Consider the following 16,320-nt stretch of genomic DNA (forward strand, 5'->3'; position numbering starts at 1 on the left):
CTTTCACCTCCTGCACATAGAAAAAACTGCCTTTTTTAATTGCTCTAGGTTTTCTGGGGACTTATCTACAAATTCTGTATTCTTTAGATGGCAATATATTTTTTTTATATTTTCATTTGTTTCTGGTATTCCCAATTCCTGTAGTGTTACCGGCATATTCATAGTTCTCATAAATTCGATAAATCCAGGAATCTGCTCTTCCTGCCGGTTATAACATAATTGAAGGATCAACGAACTGCCAACTATTTCACCATGCAGATATTTCTTTGATTCCTGTGTAAAATACTTGCGCACTGCATAATACATCTCGTGTGCCAGGGCTGTCTGTCCCAGAGCCTTTGAACTGCCGCTGATAAACCCTGTTAATACAAAATTGATATATAAGTAGTTATGAACTCTCTTGCTTAAAATGTGCTGCTCTATATCCCGGTAGATGTCCGAACACCCTTCTTCTAGAATTCGATAAATATATTTTGAGAGAATATAAGCGGTATATATTTCAAACCCTGACTTTTCCATATCAACTCCTGGACATCCATTCTGAATCTCTATCGCTTTCGCCATGGAATCCAGCATACCTGCCGCTGCGTACCGCGGCGGCTGATGTACCATAATATCTTCATCGACAATAACTCCTGCCACTTCATAATCATGATAGAAATTTCCTCCGTCAGTTCCAATTGCAGCACCATCAGCTTCATACATAACACTCATAGGGGTATATGCTGCGCAGGTCGCAGAGCACGTTGGAATCGTAATAACCGGTAATCTTGCTATATGAGCAATCGCTTTTGCCAGATCCATTATCCTTCCGCCGCCTACTCCCACTACAATTTCAAACTTGTGTTTTCTAACATATTCAGCGTAACATTCCGTAATCGTCTGTGTAGTATACCCGCTATACTCCAAAAACTCATACATAATACCTTTTTCTTGAAATTGTTTTTTGAGCGACTCTTTTGTTAATGAAAGCGCCGTGGGTCCCCCAACAACCCACACGCACTTCCCATACCGGCAAATTTCATTCCCCGCCTCTGTAAGGGCTCCCGGCATTTGTATATAGCGGCCTGCACCTAATTTATATGCTGCGTCCATCCGCATTCCCTCATTTCATTTGTTTAATAAAATTTTTCGCCTTTCATTTGCATACAATAGACATACAATATTTTATTTTACAATTTTGTTTTTGTATTTATTTTGTATCTTTTTTATATAATATACCTCGTTTTTAGATATGTCAACATAAACTTTGTACATTTTGTATAATTTTTGTTATATTTTCCCAATTTCCATAAGTACATTTTTAGTTACTTTCATTTCCTCCTCTGTTGCCGGAGCCAAAGGACTTCTTGCAGGTCCCAGTTTTATTCCTGTAACTAATTCAATTGCCGGTCTCATAATAGAATTAGGCAAAATTCTTCCATTCTGCCCCGTAGATTTGCAAAAACGGTAAATCGGAACAAACAATTCTTTTGCCTCGTCATTTTTTCCATCTGCAAAACACTGGAAAATTTTGCGGATCTCATGTCCAAAAATATGTGCCCCTCCGCTTACGAGTCCCATTGCTCCCTGTACAATAGTTGGCAGCAACATTACATCATCACCGTTGTAAATTGCAAAATCTGAATCAATATGCTCTGTTGCGAGAAAGAAATCTGTAACTTGTGTCGGATTAATACCTGCTTCATCTTTCACACCGACAATATTAGGAAGTGCAGCCAGACGCCCCACAGTCTCTGCTTCCATATTAACTCCTACAAAAATCGGAATATTATATAACATAATATTGCAGCTGGTATTTTCTGCAATTGTCCTAAAATGATTATAAATGCCCTCCTGTGTTGGCTTATTATAGAATGGACACACAATCAGGCACGTTTCGATCCCCAATTTTTCAGCCTCTTTAGTTAATGCAACTGTTTCTTTAGTAGATGCGCACCCGGTGCCTGCAATAACCGGTTTTCTGCCGTCTGCTGCCTTCACTGCAGTTTCCATTAATTTTACTCTTTCTTCAAATGTAAGAAGGCTTGCTTCTCCCGTTGTCCCTGTCACAATTAAGGAATCACATAAATCATTCTTGATTAAATACTCAATCAGTTCTGTATATGTATCATAATTTACTTCCTCATTCTCATCATACGGTGTAATAAGCGGCAGTAAAATCTGTCCGTATTTTTCTACAAATTTATTCATCTCTTTATCCTCCACATTATCATTTTATATAATCGGTGTTTCTATTGTTTTTTATATCGTCTGATTAGTTATGTATTACTCCTGCTATTTCAAAAACGCTTCTCGTATCATCTGTTTTTCTTCTTCCGGTAAATATGTAATCGGGCTTCTGCAGTACCCAGCATCTCTTCCAAGAATATGAAGCGCATATTTCATCCGAATTGGAAATTGATTTCCTCCAAGACACTTCCAGCGCATATACAATGAATTTTGAATTTCTAATCCTTCTGTATGTTTGCCTTCCTTTGAAAGCTGCCACATTTTACAGCATTCTTCCGGAAAAACAGAAAGAATCGCACTGATAGCCCCTGCTGCCCCCAACTCAAAACATGAAAAAATCATCTCATCGGTTGCCGCATATACATGTCCAAGATTCTCTGATACCATAATATCTTCATATAGAGCCTGAATCCCCCCTACACTCTGTTTAATCCCCCTGACATATTCAGTGTTTTCTAATAAACGTTTATACAATGACGCCTGGATCGTGTTTTGCGGAACAACATTATAAATGATTATAGGCAGCTTCACTTCTTTTGAAATTGTACTATAAAAATCATACATGCCTTCTTCATTTGGCACTAAAACATTGTACGCTGTCGGGGTTACCATAATCGCGTCTGCCCCGGCGTCTTTAGCAGCAAGTCCTGCTTTAACAGCATCCCTTGTACATGTCCGCATGATCCCACATACCAGCGACTGATCACTGCCCAGCAAAGATTTAGCAGTCCGGATTAAATAACCGAGCTCTTCATCATTTAATGTCGGACCCTCACCTGTACTCCCCGCGACACTCAATCCGTCTGCCCCGGCATCCAGGCAAATCTCCATCTCACGTTTTAATAACGTTTCATCAATTTCTCCGCTTTTTTTAAACGGCGTGACAATCGGCGGTATAATACCTCTTAGTTTTCCTTCCACATTTGCTCCTCCTTTGTTGTATGATTGTATGATGTCACACTTCATGTTTTTAACTTACTCCTTTCCATTTTCTTTGTCAATACTTCTTCTCCATGAAACTCTCTTTTTGTTTATTATTACCAAAAAATGTGCTTTTGTTTTATATATATCGCTCATAATCCTTTTATTTTTTCATTTCAATTGACATCATCTTCACTTCATTGTATGATAAAATATATTGTACGACATCATACAATGTTTTTGCTAATTATATCTTAAAGGAGGTTGAATCATGAATCAGATTTCAGCGTTAAAAGTTGGGTGCGGCAAATTTTTTCACGGCAAAAACGTTCTGCCTTTGCTCCCTGCAGAAATTCAGAGTCTCGGAGGAAAGGCTTTGCTTATTGGAGGTCCGGCTTCTTTAAAAACATTCTTTTCTTTTGCGCAAAAAAATTTAGATAATTCAAACATTACGTTTGAAACAATAGAATTTCAAGGAGAATGTACAACAGAACGTGCAGATGAATATGCCTCACATGCTTTAAAAAACGGTTACACAGTATTTGTAGCTGTAGGCGGCGGCAAATGTATTGACACTGTTAAATGTGCTTCCAAATTTTCCGGGCTTCCTATCATAACAATCCCTACATCTGTCGCAACCTGTGTAGCTACTTCTATGATTGCTATCATGTACAATAGCGAAGGGCAGCGAGATATTTCTGTTACCTTAAATAAAGAAATTGATGTTTGTATTGCAGATCGTGATTTGATCGCTACAGCCCCATTACATACACTGGCAGCAGGTATTCTTGACTCATTAGCAAAGTATCCTGAGAGTCTTCATCAAAAACAAGGAGTTTCCTACACAAACTGTAATTTACGTGAAAACATCCAAATTATAAATGCAAAAGGAATTTATGATTTTCTGCTCAGCAACTATTCTGACATTTACAATAATTATCATGCTTGTACACTGTTGGATGATATCATTCTGACAAATTTGCTTCACACTTCTATTGTAAGCGGATTTGCTGACGGTTCCGGACAACTTGCTGTCGCACACGCAACTTATGATTTTATCCGTACATATAACACAAGGAAATCATCTCGCTTTTTACATGGTGAGATCGTTGCTGTAGGCTTACTTGCTCAAATGCATTTCAATGGTTTTTCAACAGAATGCATAGAAAAAATCCGCTGTGCCATGAAAGAGATGAAAATGCCATGTACTCTAAAAGAACTGAACTATGAAACTACTGTTGAGTCATTTGAATTTTATCTTAATACAATCACTGAAAAATGTAACATCCATACAGAGTTAGAAAAAAACCGTCTCAGATGTTCATTAAAGGAGATTTTATAACACATATGAAATATTTAAAACAATTTTCAATTATACTTGCAATCACAATCGTTGGAGAATACTGTCATTATCTTTTGCCTTTTCCTGTTCCTGCTGGAATATATGGTATGTTTTTGTTGCTTATCCTCTTACTTTTAGGAATCATAAAGTTTGAACAGATAAAGGAGACCAGCCTGTTTCTTCTGGATATCATGCCCATACTCTTTGTCGAACCAGCTGTTTCCGGACTTTTACTCAACGGATATCTCTTTTATGATTTATGGATGCCACTAATGATTATTATCTTAACTACAACTGCTGCCGTTATAATTGTGGCTGGGCATACAACACAGTTCTTTATCAGACACGGTAAAGCGCAGTATCATTTGAAGCACAAAAACGATCACATGATGTCAAAGGGGGAATCTCAAAAATGAATACCGGACTTTTTAGCACGTCATGTTTTTGTGTCCTGATTACTTTTATATCATACTGGGGCGGTGTAAGTTTAAAAAAGCACTTTCGTTTCGCGCTATTTAATCCTTTATTAGCAGCAATCGTTTTTTCGCTGGTATTAATTACCTTGCTGAAAATCACTCCATCTGATTATCAGACTGGAAATGAAACTCTGCATTTTTTTCTTACACCTGCCACCATATGCCTTGCCATCCCATTATATGAACAGATTTCGTTGCTTAGAAACAATTTAACTGCTCTTTTAATCGGTATCGTCAGCGGAGTAATTACAAACCTTGTTCTTATTTTCCTCCTTGCTTCTGCATTTCACTTAAGCAGGACTGAATTCATAACCATTCTTCCGAAATCAGTCACTACAGCAATCGGACTTAGCCTTTCTGAAGAATTAGGCGGTATCGTTTCAATTACGGTACTTGTGATTGCAATTACCGGTGTTCTCGGCAGTATGATCGGTGAAAGTATATGTCGGATATTCCACATCACTGAACCGCTGGCACAGGGCATCGGAATAGGCACGGCATCTCATGTAATCGGAACTTCCAAGGCATTAGAATTAAATCCAGCTGCAGGCGCTGCAAGCAGTCTCTCAATTTCACTTGCAGGAATTATAACAGTACTTTTTTCTTCCTTTACAGTTTCTCTATACTAGACGCAAAATATTCCTGTTACTGTTCACACCCTACGGGTGCTCCAGTAACAGTATCCAGCCCATTTTAAGCCGCCTTCGGCGAGGGGCTGGATATATCGCTGTCATCACTTCATTGGCCGGACACCTTGCAGCGCAGTGCAAGATGCCGTGTGAACAGTAACATATTCCTGTTTGTCTGGAATATTTTGGAATTTTTTTGTTTGCTTATATGCAATTTAAATAATATAATGAACTTAATATAAATATTTTTATGAAAATTTGAGGGTAAAGTAACCATGAAAGAAATCCAAAGAATGTCAATAACTGACTCTGTAGTCGCAAATATCAAAGAACTGATCATATCCGGAGAATATCAAATAGAAGAAAAACTGCCTACTGAAATGGCATTATGTAAAGAACTCAAGGTCAGCCGCACATGTGTCCGGGAGGCGCTCCGTGTTTTGCAGGCTCTTGGTTTTGTAGAGATGCGTCCCGGAAAGGGGGCATTTGTAGCAAATTATAAACAAAATGCTGCCAATCCTGCTTCATTTGCTTATAAAACTGATGGCGCCAGATTTCATGACTTTATGGAAGTCCGTATGGCGTTAGAGACACTTTCTGTCCGTCTCGCAGTAGAGCGCTGTACACCAAAGCAGCTGCAAGAACTCCGGGAAATACATACTGCATTTGTAGAAGCAAATGAAATTCACGATATGGTTAAAATGATCATGCTGGATGAATTATTCCACAACGAAATTGTTAATTGTACAAGTAATCCCCTCCTAATTGATATACACAAACAAATACTTGACGCATTCCGCATTTACCGTGGCGACTCTTTTTCCAACAGCTCCGTATATAAGAATGCCATGGAGCCGCATGCCAGAATCCTTTTCTGTTTTGAGACCCATAATCCGGAACTGGCAGTAAATGAAATGAAAAAGCATTTAGATATTACCTCCCGCGACATGGCAATGATTCATAGCAGCCATGAAAGAAAATAACTGCTTTTATATCTGTGTACAATAGTATTTTGCAAAACAAAAGTGTACTTCACGTTCCCTGTTCTGTTTTTACAGGTACCGTGAAGTACACTTCTATATTACAGATATATTACTGTCTTTACAGTTACATACCCCTAAACTGCCTCCGGCCATACACTATACCTGCCGTCTAATTTCACTTCGATCATAAACGGTCCATTGCTTTTTCTTGCCTTTTCAAAAGCATTACTTAATTCTGCGGCCCTTCTGACAATAATACCTTCCATACCAAAAGCCTTTGCCACATCCACATAATCAATATCAGGAAAATCAACACCAGTATATCTGTCTTCTCCCATTTTAAACAACTCTTCTTGCTTAATATTTCCAAATGCTGAATCATTTACTACGATAACAATTACCTTAGACTTTTCTCTTTGAATTGTTTCCAAATCTCCTAATGTCATTCCCAGGGATCCATCGCCTAACAGCGCAATAACCTCTCTGTCCGGACACGCCTCTTTACATCCGAGGGAAGCTCCCAATGCAAATCCCATGTTTCCATAATTCACCGGTTTCATGTATGTTACATTTCTGGGGAATTCTGTAATATGCGTCCATGCGCCGGGATTTCCTGCATCTACAACAAAAACGCTGTTCTCCTTAAGCTCTTTCTGTAATTCTGCCTGCAATGCCAGCGGCGGAACAGGCGATGCGTTTTTATCAACCGCTTTTCCAGACAACAATTGTTTCATCCACTGTTTCTTTTCACTCAAAAGACTCTCTAAATATTCTCTATTTCCTTCATATCTTTCTTTTACAATTTGTTTCTGCAGTTTACAAAGAGACTGCTTTGCATCTCCTACAACTCCTACGGTTACAGGATAATGACGCCCTATATTTTCTGCTATAATATCAAACTGAACAATATTTTTCGCCTTTATTTCCCAACGGTTGGTACTAATTGCTGTCAAACTGGAGCCTATCAAAATAACACATTCTGCCTCTTCAATTGCCCTTTTTGCTAATCTGCTTCCATGGCGGGATCTGGGACCGATTAAATTCGGAAAGTCACTCTCGATCACTGCCATTCCATTATATGTAGTTACAACAGGAGCATGCAGCACACTCGACAGAGCCTTTACCTCTTCCGCTGCTTTTGCTATCTTCACACCATTTCCTACCCATATGCAAACTTTACTGCTATTTGAAATAGTCCGAAATGCTTGATCAATTACCTCGTCAGCCGGCTCACATTTTGGCAGTACACAGTACTGTTCCACTTCTTGGGGGATATATGCAGCCTTTTGATTTTCAACTACGTCGCGATATAAATCTACCACTACCGGTCCCGGGCGACCTGTTTTTGCTACTCTGTAAGCTTCACGCATTGCCCACTGTACAGTAGACACATCCCTCACCGGAATATACCTTTTACATATGCTCTGAAACAATGCTCCATGATCGCTTTCCTGTGCATCTCCTTTCCCCGCATCAGGCAATTTATTTTGGAACACTAATGCAATTACCGGACTTGAATCTCTGTATGCTCCGCCAATCCCAGTAATTAAATTTGTCGCTCCTGGTCCGGTAGTTGCAAGACATATCCCCGGCTCACCTGTCAGTCTTCCCCAGCCATCAGCTGCGCAAGCTGCACCATTTTCGTGCCGCGTATGCACAAAACGAATATTTGTATCCTGCATCGGGTCTGTAACATATAAAGTCTGCCCCCCCGGAACGCCAAATACTACTTTTGCACCGAATTCTTCCAACATTTTTACAACCAGTTCACCACCTGTATACATTTCTTTCATTCTTATTTTCCGCCTTTCTTATTAATAACAGATACATCTTCTCGTCAGCACACACAACTCGCCCATCCCACTGCTGCCAATTGCTTATCTGAAGCACGCCGAATCCAGATTTCCAACTTATATGCCCTTCTTCCATCTTCTAACTTTTTTATCTCCGTTATGATCCCGCCCGTCTCAAATGGCTCAAAGACCTTAACTGGAGAGATAAACTTTGCTTTAACCCATCCATTTGTAAAAAAAGAAGCTCCAAATACTCTGGTCAAAAGTTCTGAAAACGTACAAAAAAACTGTGCCCCCTGAACAATAGGAATCATAAGATTGCCTTCCCGCGCCTTTTCCAGGTTATTATGTATATTCGTAACAAATTCTCCTACCCTTGAAAATACAGCCGCCTGCTCAGCCGTAATTACCTTTTTCAACGGTGTCAGTACATCCCCAACTTTAGTCTGTTTAGTAATATGGTCAATAAACTCCGCACCTTCCGGAATTTCTCCTGTTATCTTTCCTTCCTTTGTTATTTCCGCAGATGCCCTTCCTGCAATTTTTCCCGGATTTGTTTTCAAAATTTCAACCCCTCGGTAGCGTACAATGCTTCTGCCGTCTTCACCTTTTACTTTTGCTTCTAAAACAACATACCCCTGCCCTCTCTTTTCATAGGCTTCTGTATATGCGCCCTTAAGTTCAACTATTTCATCCAGCATTGCCGGGTTATCAAACCACAATTGTGCTTCCGTATGCAGTCCTATCACCTTGCTTCCACGATATGCTAATGTAAATAATTGAACAATATCGTTTGTCAATAATGCTGCCTGTGCAATTCGCCGGTCACCAAAAGGATTTCCGCCTTCTTGCATTGCCCACGGGAGATAATCATCTAATTCAAATGCATATCTTTTCACCTTGTAATCATCAATTTTTTCTTTAACCGGTCCAAAAAATTCCGGAATCTTCACATTATCAAATTCAGGCTCTTTCAGTCCATCTTCTAAATCTATAACAAACTCAGCTCTCCTTGGGTCTGTAAGATCTCTCCAGACTTCCACATATTTTTCCACTGTCCATCCTCCTTTTTGTATGTTTTTTGTATGCTAATTTTAATATATTCCCTTTTTCGCATTATGTCAACAGTCATTTTTAATACAATTATTATTTTCTATTAAAAATCCCCCGGAACAATACATTATTCCGAGGGTAAAAATTTTACAGACTATAAATTTCCTTCAATTTTTTATGAATCAGCATATAACGTTTGTAAAAGCTATCATATATTTTCTGATTGCCTTTTTCCGGTTCAAAAGAACAATCCATTTGAATTTCAGGCAGTTCATTCAGCTTTTTTCCTTCTGCAAGCAGACAAAGATAAAAACTGCCATATAATGTAGCTTCCATCATTTTCGCTCTTTCAAATATTTTCCCTGTAATATCAGATTTAATTTGAATCCATGTATCATTTACAGCACCTCCGCCTATTACCCTGATATTTTTGCAAATGACTCCCATTGCCTCTGCTATCTCCAGAATACACCGTAACGTATACCCTTCTGCCTCCATAATCCCCCGCAGAATATGTTCCATACCATGTTCTCTCCGGATTCCAACAACCGCTCCCGTAAACTCAGGGTTCCAGAACGGTGTACGTTCTCCGGTTAATGCCGGGAAAACACATATCTGATGGTTTCCCGGAGGTATTTCTTTCGACCTTTCAGTCAACTTCTTTACATACCTCTCATCGCCTACTGCCTGAATTTTTATCCATTCCACAGTTCCCCCAAACATCCCCATAGGACCTCCTATGAGCCACTTACCTGGAATTACATGTGGATTGATCACAATATCCTCATGGCAATGCGGTATTGTATCTGCCGCCAGAAAGAAAACCCCCGTTGTCCCCATCACATTAACTGCCATCCCCTGTTTATATGCACCAGCGCCCAATATTGCGGTTGATCCATCCACACTTCCCTCCGTGACAAAAATTTCGGAATCAACTCCCCACATCTTTTGTAGTTCTGTAGTTACTCTTCCGATATATTCTGAGGGCTGATACAGTTGCGGAACCTTTCGTGGATCAATTTCAAAAAAATGCAATAATTCTTTGCTCCAGTCACATCTTTGTATATCAAATAAGTATGTATATCCTGCACTTGTTATGTCCATTCCCATGATGCCAGTTAATTTTAGATTCATATAATCTTTTATAGTCAACAGACACTCTATTTCCTGGTATATCTCCGGAGTCTCTTTTTTAATTTTTGCAAGCAGAAAAGCCGGCCATTCTGCCGCCGGCTTTCGTCCGCATATCCGAAAGCTTTCCATTTCCTCTAATTTTTCTGACATTTCTGTATACATTGAAATCTCTTGATACATATAAGAATAGCAAGGTGTCACTGGGTTCCCTGCCTTATTTACTCCCACCCATCCAAGCAGCGCTGATACCGCAATACTTCTTATGGCAGTTTTTGAAACACCATGCTGTCCGGAAGTAATAACCTTCCTCAAAAGGCTGTCAACCTGTTTCCACTCCTCTTCTGCATCAAAACAAATATTAATTTGCCTCTTTATCTGCTCAGATACCAATACCTGCATTTTTTCATTTAAAACAGCCGCACGTATTGAACCGGAACCGATATCCACAATAACATATTGATTCAATTACAATCCCTCTCTTTTCAATGTCATATCCAACTGATATCTGGTCGAAACATAATATGTATTTGAAAATTCTACACAAGTTCCTTTATCATCATACGCAGTTCGCATCACATATAACATACAAGTCTGTTCTGGTAATTCTAACATTGCCGAAATCCGATAATCTGACACAACTGCCTTGATAGTCTGTTCTGCTGTACTCAGGCGGATTCCATATTTTTTTTCTAAGATATTGTATAATGAAACTTCTCCATTTTTCATTTCCAACCCATGACACATCCTGCCATTCAGGAAAATCTCTTGATAACACAGCGGAATTCCATTTGCATAGCGCAGCCGCTCCAAACGGAGAACTTCTTCATTTTCCTGTATTCCCATTCTCGCTGATAATTCCCTCTCTGCACGCTGAACAGTGGATGACAAAATAAAAGTTGAGCACTTGATCCCCGACTTGCTAAGTTCCTCATACAATCCACTCAAACTGTTCATGCTTCTTGGAACCAACTCGCATTTTACCGTTGCGGTTCTTCCAAATCCTCTTTCTAAAATCCCTTCCCCTATTAGTTCCTCAAGCGCACGCCTTATCGTCACTCTGCACGCTCCATACTCTTCACACAACTCTTTTTCTGTAGGCATCACCTGTCCTTTGGTAAATTCATTATTTTCGATTCTTTCCTTAATATCTTCTTTAATTCTATAATATAAAGGTCCCGACTTTTTCTGCATCTTCCTTCCTCCATTGTCATTTTTATCACGCGCTTCCCCAAAACACAAACAATTCTTATTTTGTCTATGTTTTGTATCTATATATTTTATGATATCTTTTCATATCCTATATGTCAATATAACTTTTTTATTTTATTTTTATTCTATTCTTGATTTATGTACATTTTTTGTTATAATTTAACCATAAATAAATACAATAAGAATACAATTTTGAAAGGAGATTTATATTATGACAACCGGAGCTCTTAAAGGAATACGTGTTATTGATCTCACCAGAGTAATTTCAGGGCCGCACTGTACAATGATTTTGGGAGACTTAGGTGCAGAAGTTATAAAAGTAGAAAAAAAAGATTCCGGCGATATCGGACGCGGATATGCGCCTTTTTATAAAGGTGAATCTACCTATTTCATGACTCACAACCGCAGCAAAAAAAGTATTACTCTGAACTTTAGGCATCCAAAGGCATTAGATATACTCTATAAATTACTTCAGGATGCAGATGTGCTTGTAGAGAATTTTAAAGCTGGAACACTTGAAAAAATGGGGCTTGCTCCTGAAAAACTTTTAGAAATGAATCCACGTCTTATTATTACCCGGATATCTGGTTTTGGGCAGGACGGTCCTTATTCCAACCGACCCTGTTTTGATGCAGTTGCGCAGTCATTAAGCGGTCTGATGGATATGACCGGTTTTCCAGACGAACCTCCTGTTATGATGGGAGCTTATGTATGTGACTTAAGCGCGGGATTATATGGTGTGATCGGAACTCTTTCCGCGCTCCACGCCCGAGAAAAAACCGGAAAAGGACAAGTAGTTGATGTTGCACTTCTAGACTGCGCCTGCGGACTGACACACTCTGCCATCATGAACTATTTTCTTTTAAATGATTTATGCTCACGAAACGGAAACCAAGACCGTGCTGCATGGCCTGCCTCCTTCTACCATACTGCTGATAACAAAATGGTGTATATTCACGCTGGTCAGGACACTGCTTTTTCCTCTTTTTGTAAGATAAGCGGCAATGAAATGTACCTGTCACATCCTGATTTTTCTAATTTATCCATGCGGAAAAACCATATTGAAGAATGCGATCAACTCGTGTCACAATGGACCTCTGAGCATACCCTTACTGAGATTATGTCACTCTGTGAAGCAAATAATATCCCCTGCGCTCCAGTGAACTCTGTCAAAGAAATGATACGGGATCCGCAGTTAATCCACCGTAATATGATCCAGAAAATAAACGATGCTGACCTGGGTGACATTACAACAACGGGACCTGTTTTAAAAATGTCAGAAACACCGCCCGCAATCCAATGTTCCGCTCCTCGTCTTGGCGCACAAAATTATGAAATATATCATAATCTTCTTCATTATACAGAAGAAGAAATTGCTCAAATGACAAAAGAAAAGCTAATATAATAAGTTACCTCGCCCCCCTGCCCCATAGTCATCACAAAATCTCTCTTTTTCCGTTGTAATCTGTTCATAAACAGGCTAAAATAAACTTGTTACTACCAACCCGTCATAATCTGTAATTGATTATGAGCAAGATTCATTATAAGTAAGGAGAACCTATGCAAAACAAAAATCCTTTACTGACAAACAACAGTGATGACAAATTCATCACCATCGGTGAAATCCTGCTTCGTCTGACTCCGCCCAATTACGAAAAAATCCGTATGGCAAATTCATTTGAAGCAAGCTACGGCGGAAGCGAAGCCAACATTGCCCTTGCTCTGGCAAACCTCGGAATTGACAGTACATTTTTTACTATCGTTCCTAATAACAGCCTCGGAAAAAGTGCCGTGCGTATGTTGAGAAGCAATGATGTTCACTGTACCCCGGTTATTTTAAGCACACCGGAACAAACACCAACACACCGTCTGGGAACTTACTATCTGGAAACCGGATATGGAATCCGTGCAAGCAAAGTCACCTATGACCGCAAGCACAGTGCATTCTCAGAATACGATTTCAGTACCGTTGATATCCCGTGTCTCCTGGATGGCTTTACATGGCTTCATCTAAGCGGGATTACCCCGGCTCTCAGCGAGAATTGCCGCAGTTTTATTATCGACTGCCTGAAAACCGCCCAGGAAATGGGACTGACAGTCAGCTTCGATGGTAATTTCCGCAGTACACTCTGGACATGGGATGAAGCGCGGGATTTCTGTACCAAATGTCTTCCGTACGTCAACGTCCTTCTTGGAATTGAGCCCTACCATCTCTTTAAAGATGAAAACGACCACAGTAAAGGGGATTTCAAAGACGGTGTGCCATTGCAGCCAAGTTATGAAGAACAGGATGAGATTTTTGAGCAGTTTGTAGAACGCTATCCGAATCTTCAATGTATCGGACGTCATGTCCGCTATGCGCACAGCGGAAGTGAAAACAGCCTGAAAGCATTCATGTGGTATCAGGGACATACTTACGAAAGTAAGCTATTTACATTCAACATTCTGGACCGTGTGGGCGGCGGAGATGCATTTGCAAGCGGATTGATTTACGCAATGATGAACGACTACAAACCAATTGATATGGTTAATTTCGCTGTTGCAAGCAGTGTGATCAAACATACGATCCACGGAGACGGCAATATAACGGATGACGTGACAACCATCCGTAATCTGATGAATATGAATTATGATATTAAAAGATAGGGAAAAGCATAGAAAAACAAGTGCATAGGGATTAACAAAGGATATAATATCAAAACAGACGCTCTCTGTATGGCAACTATAAGACATGCTCCCGCTCCTCAAACAATGCAGTAGCAGTAATTCACCATACAGAGAGCATTTTTATTAATTTTTAATGTTGCGAGCCGAAAACAATACAGGTTATAATTTTACTAATCGAGGTTCATGTTTTAATGCTGGAATGAGAATTTTTTCTAAGTCTTCTGTTTTAAAACGAATGCTGGAGGTATTGATACACGGATGGCATCCAAAGTATTCTTCTTTCAATACATCTTCATCTATGAGAAGCTGTACCCGGTTTTCTTTGTCATTCATCAATCCCAACACACTCAGCGAACCTGGTGTGATATCTAAAAATGCTTCCATAATTTCCGCTTTTGCAAATGATAATCTTGCAGAACCTATCTGTGCCGACAAAAACTTTGTTTTGAAGGGCTTGTCCCCAGGCATCAAAAGCAGATAAAAGTCTGTCTCCTGCCGATTGCAAAGCAGCAGATTTTTACAGATTGCAGCTTCTATAGCCTTATTAATTTCCTTACAGGTTTCCATAGTCATCGCAGCTTCATGATCGATCTGCTGATATTCCACTCCAAGTGAATCCAAAAAATCATAGACCCGGATTTCCTTCTCTAATCTGTTTTCTATAGATTCCGGTCTTCCGTTTTTCAAATGCATAACTATTACTCCTTTTTTATCTAAATTTTATACCGACATTTTTATTACAAGTATCCCTCCAAAATCTCTTGCAAATATTTCTTATACTCTTCTTTTGCCGACTCCGGTCCGGCAATCTTCATCTCCTTGCCGATTCCCGCAGTCCAGCCAAAGAACTGGCGGCTCACTGATACCAGAATATGTACCCGGAAGTGTTCTTCATCCTGCGGGATCAGCATCGTTCCTTTCCCAAATCTGTCCAGAATGACTCCTGCAAGTTCATTTTTGCATACCAGTGTTACCTCAGCATCGTGTCCTCCATACATGCCAAACGTCTTCTTCGCAAACTCCGCCAGGTCAAAGTTCTGAAAACGCTCTTTTCCGGCACGTGTATTCTCAATAATCTGCACCTGCTGCATTTTGTCCACCCGGTAATGCTTGATAACATCTGCCGCATCATCATATGCGATCAGATAATAATTCTGGTCATCCCATGTCAGCGACCACGGACTCACTGTATAAACCGCGCCGTTCCGTTTCGGAACCAGCTTCTTCTGCACAGTCCACTCCGCATATTGATACGTAATCTGCTTATTCTCCAGTATCGCCGTGTGAATCTGATCCACATTATAATAAATCGTCTCATTTCCTGTTTTCGGCCGATTATAAATAAACACATTTCTCTGTAATAGTCTGGCATCATATTCATTGGTCAGACTCTCCAGTTTCTTAATCAGCTCCTCCGACTTCTTCCGGCTAATAAATTTGGAAGACTGTACTGCATCCACAAGCAGCTTCAGTTCCGGCAGCTCAAACTCTCTTCTGCCGATGTAATACCCGACGTTTGTGCCCTTTACCTGTACAATGTCAATCTGAAATTCCCGTAAAGTCTCAATATCACTGTAAACAGTCTTGCGGTCTGCCGACATACCATAAGCCTGAAGCATACTGTTGATATCCGCTGCGGACAGCGTATGCCTCTCATCCGACTTCTCTAATAAAATTTTCATGATATATAGCATTCTGAGCTTCAATTGCGAAACAGCCATGATCTGCCCTTTCTTTTATTATAACTCGTGCATTTAAAAAAGCCCAATTCTTTTTACAGAATCGGACTCTAATGTTGATTTCGTGTTACTGTTCACAGCCTGCTGCTGTGCACAGTAACCGCATTTGTGCATTTAAAATCGCCTGCGGCGAGGCACAAAT

General features: G+C 39.8%; 15 protein-coding genes. 6 read left to right on the forward strand and 9 right to left on the reverse strand.

Translation table 11 applies throughout. From position 1 onward, the window contains the following. Window positions 1–3: 3 nt before the first annotated feature. The 3 genes from NFS18_RS14440 to NFS18_RS14450 all read right to left on the reverse strand — a co-directional run bounded on the left by NFS18_RS14440 (window position 4) and on the right by NFS18_RS14450 (window position 3,153). Window positions 4–1,095 carry an iron-containing alcohol dehydrogenase family protein gene (locus NFS18_RS14440; RefSeq protein ID WP_251391413.1) on the reverse strand — a complete coding sequence of 364 codons (1,092 nt, stop codon included), beginning with the start codon at window positions 1,093–1,095 and terminating at the stop codon, window positions 4–6. 177 nt (window positions 1,096–1,272) lie between these two features. Beyond that, on the reverse strand, window positions 1,273–2,193 hold the full coding sequence (dapA, locus tag NFS18_RS14445; protein WP_251391415.1) for a 4-hydroxy-tetrahydrodipicolinate synthase: 921 nt from the start codon (window positions 2,191–2,193) through the stop codon (window positions 1,273–1,275). Between the two features lie 84 nt (window positions 2,194–2,277). After that, window positions 2,278–3,153, reverse strand: a complete 876-nt coding sequence (locus NFS18_RS14450; protein ID WP_251391417.1) for a dihydrodipicolinate synthase family protein — start codon at window positions 3,151–3,153, stop codon at window positions 2,278–2,280. A gap of 271 nt (window positions 3,154–3,424) precedes the next feature. Here NFS18_RS14450 and NFS18_RS14455 point away from each other — a divergent pair, with 271 nt between their 5' ends. The 4 genes from NFS18_RS14455 to NFS18_RS14470 all read left to right on the forward strand — a co-directional run bounded on the left by NFS18_RS14455 (window position 3,425) and on the right by NFS18_RS14470 (window position 6,583). Then, on the forward strand, window positions 3,425–4,495 hold the full coding sequence (locus NFS18_RS14455; RefSeq protein WP_251391419.1) for an iron-containing alcohol dehydrogenase: 1,071 nt from the start codon (window positions 3,425–3,427) through the stop codon (window positions 4,493–4,495). A 5-nt stretch (window positions 4,496–4,500) separates the two neighbouring features. Further along, complete coding sequence (locus NFS18_RS14460) at window positions 4,501–4,911, forward strand: CidA/LrgA family protein (protein WP_251391421.1); 411 nt, start codon at window positions 4,501–4,503, stop codon at window positions 4,909–4,911. Then, window positions 4,908–5,600 (forward strand): LrgB family protein, encoded by a 693-nt coding sequence (locus NFS18_RS14465; protein ID WP_251391423.1) that lies wholly within the window; start codon window positions 4,908–4,910, stop codon window positions 5,598–5,600. The genes NFS18_RS14460 and NFS18_RS14465 overlap by 4 nt, the downstream gene beginning before the upstream one ends. A 293-nt stretch (window positions 5,601–5,893) precedes the next feature. Next, window positions 5,894–6,583, forward strand: coding sequence for a FadR/GntR family transcriptional regulator (locus tag NFS18_RS14470; protein ID WP_251391424.1), 690 nt, complete (start codon window positions 5,894–5,896; stop codon window positions 6,581–6,583). Window positions 6,584–6,717: 134 nt separating this feature from the next. On the opposite strand, the gene NFS18_RS14475 is transcribed toward NFS18_RS14470, so the two are convergent. From NFS18_RS14475 to NFS18_RS14490, 4 genes are all read right to left on the reverse strand, one after another. Beyond that, the gene (locus NFS18_RS14475; protein ID WP_251391432.1) at window positions 6,718–8,376 is read right to left on the reverse strand and encodes a thiamine pyrophosphate-binding protein; all 1,659 of its coding nucleotides are present in this window, start codon (window positions 8,374–8,376) and stop codon (window positions 6,718–6,720) included. A gap of 44 nt (window positions 8,377–8,420) precedes the next feature. Beyond that, a complete protein-coding gene (locus tag NFS18_RS14480) occupies window positions 8,421–9,431 on the reverse strand; it encodes a hotdog family protein (protein WP_251391434.1) in 1,011 nt (336 codons plus the stop codon). Window positions 9,432–9,576: 145 nt separating this feature from the next. Continuing rightward, a complete protein-coding gene (locus NFS18_RS14485; RefSeq protein ID WP_251391436.1) occupies window positions 9,577–11,028 on the reverse strand; it encodes a xylulokinase in 1,452 nt (483 codons plus the stop codon). Continuing rightward, window positions 11,029–11,754 (reverse strand): GntR family transcriptional regulator, encoded by a 726-nt coding sequence (locus NFS18_RS14490; RefSeq protein ID WP_251391438.1) that lies wholly within the window; start codon window positions 11,752–11,754, stop codon window positions 11,029–11,031. A gap of 229 nt (window positions 11,755–11,983) precedes the next feature. Here NFS18_RS14490 and NFS18_RS14495 point away from each other — a divergent pair, with 229 nt between their 5' ends. Both NFS18_RS14495 and NFS18_RS14500 read left to right on the forward strand, forming a co-directional pair. Beyond that, complete coding sequence (locus tag NFS18_RS14495) at window positions 11,984–13,177, forward strand: CaiB/BaiF CoA transferase family protein (RefSeq protein ID WP_251391440.1); 1,194 nt, start codon at window positions 11,984–11,986, stop codon at window positions 13,175–13,177. A 155-nt stretch (window positions 13,178–13,332) separates the two neighbouring features. After that, complete coding sequence (locus NFS18_RS14500; RefSeq protein ID WP_251391442.1) at window positions 13,333–14,418, forward strand: sugar kinase; 1,086 nt, start codon at window positions 13,333–13,335, stop codon at window positions 14,416–14,418. 180 nt (window positions 14,419–14,598) lie between these two features. Here NFS18_RS14500 and NFS18_RS14505 read toward each other — a convergent pair whose 3' ends face one another. Beyond that, the gene (locus NFS18_RS14505; RefSeq protein ID WP_251391443.1) at window positions 14,599–15,132 is read right to left on the reverse strand and encodes a prolyl-tRNA synthetase associated domain-containing protein; all 534 of its coding nucleotides are present in this window, start codon (window positions 15,130–15,132) and stop codon (window positions 14,599–14,601) included. A 44-nt stretch (window positions 15,133–15,176) separates the two neighbouring features. After that, window positions 15,177–16,121, reverse strand: coding sequence for a helix-turn-helix transcriptional regulator (locus NFS18_RS14510; RefSeq protein ID WP_251391445.1), 945 nt, complete (start codon window positions 16,119–16,121; stop codon window positions 15,177–15,179). Window positions 16,122–16,320: the final 199 nt, after the last annotated feature.

The organism is Mediterraneibacter agrestimuris (assembly GCF_943193195.1).
GTDB classification, from domain to species: Bacteria; Bacillota; Clostridia; order Lachnospirales; family Lachnospiraceae; genus Schaedlerella; species Schaedlerella agrestimuris.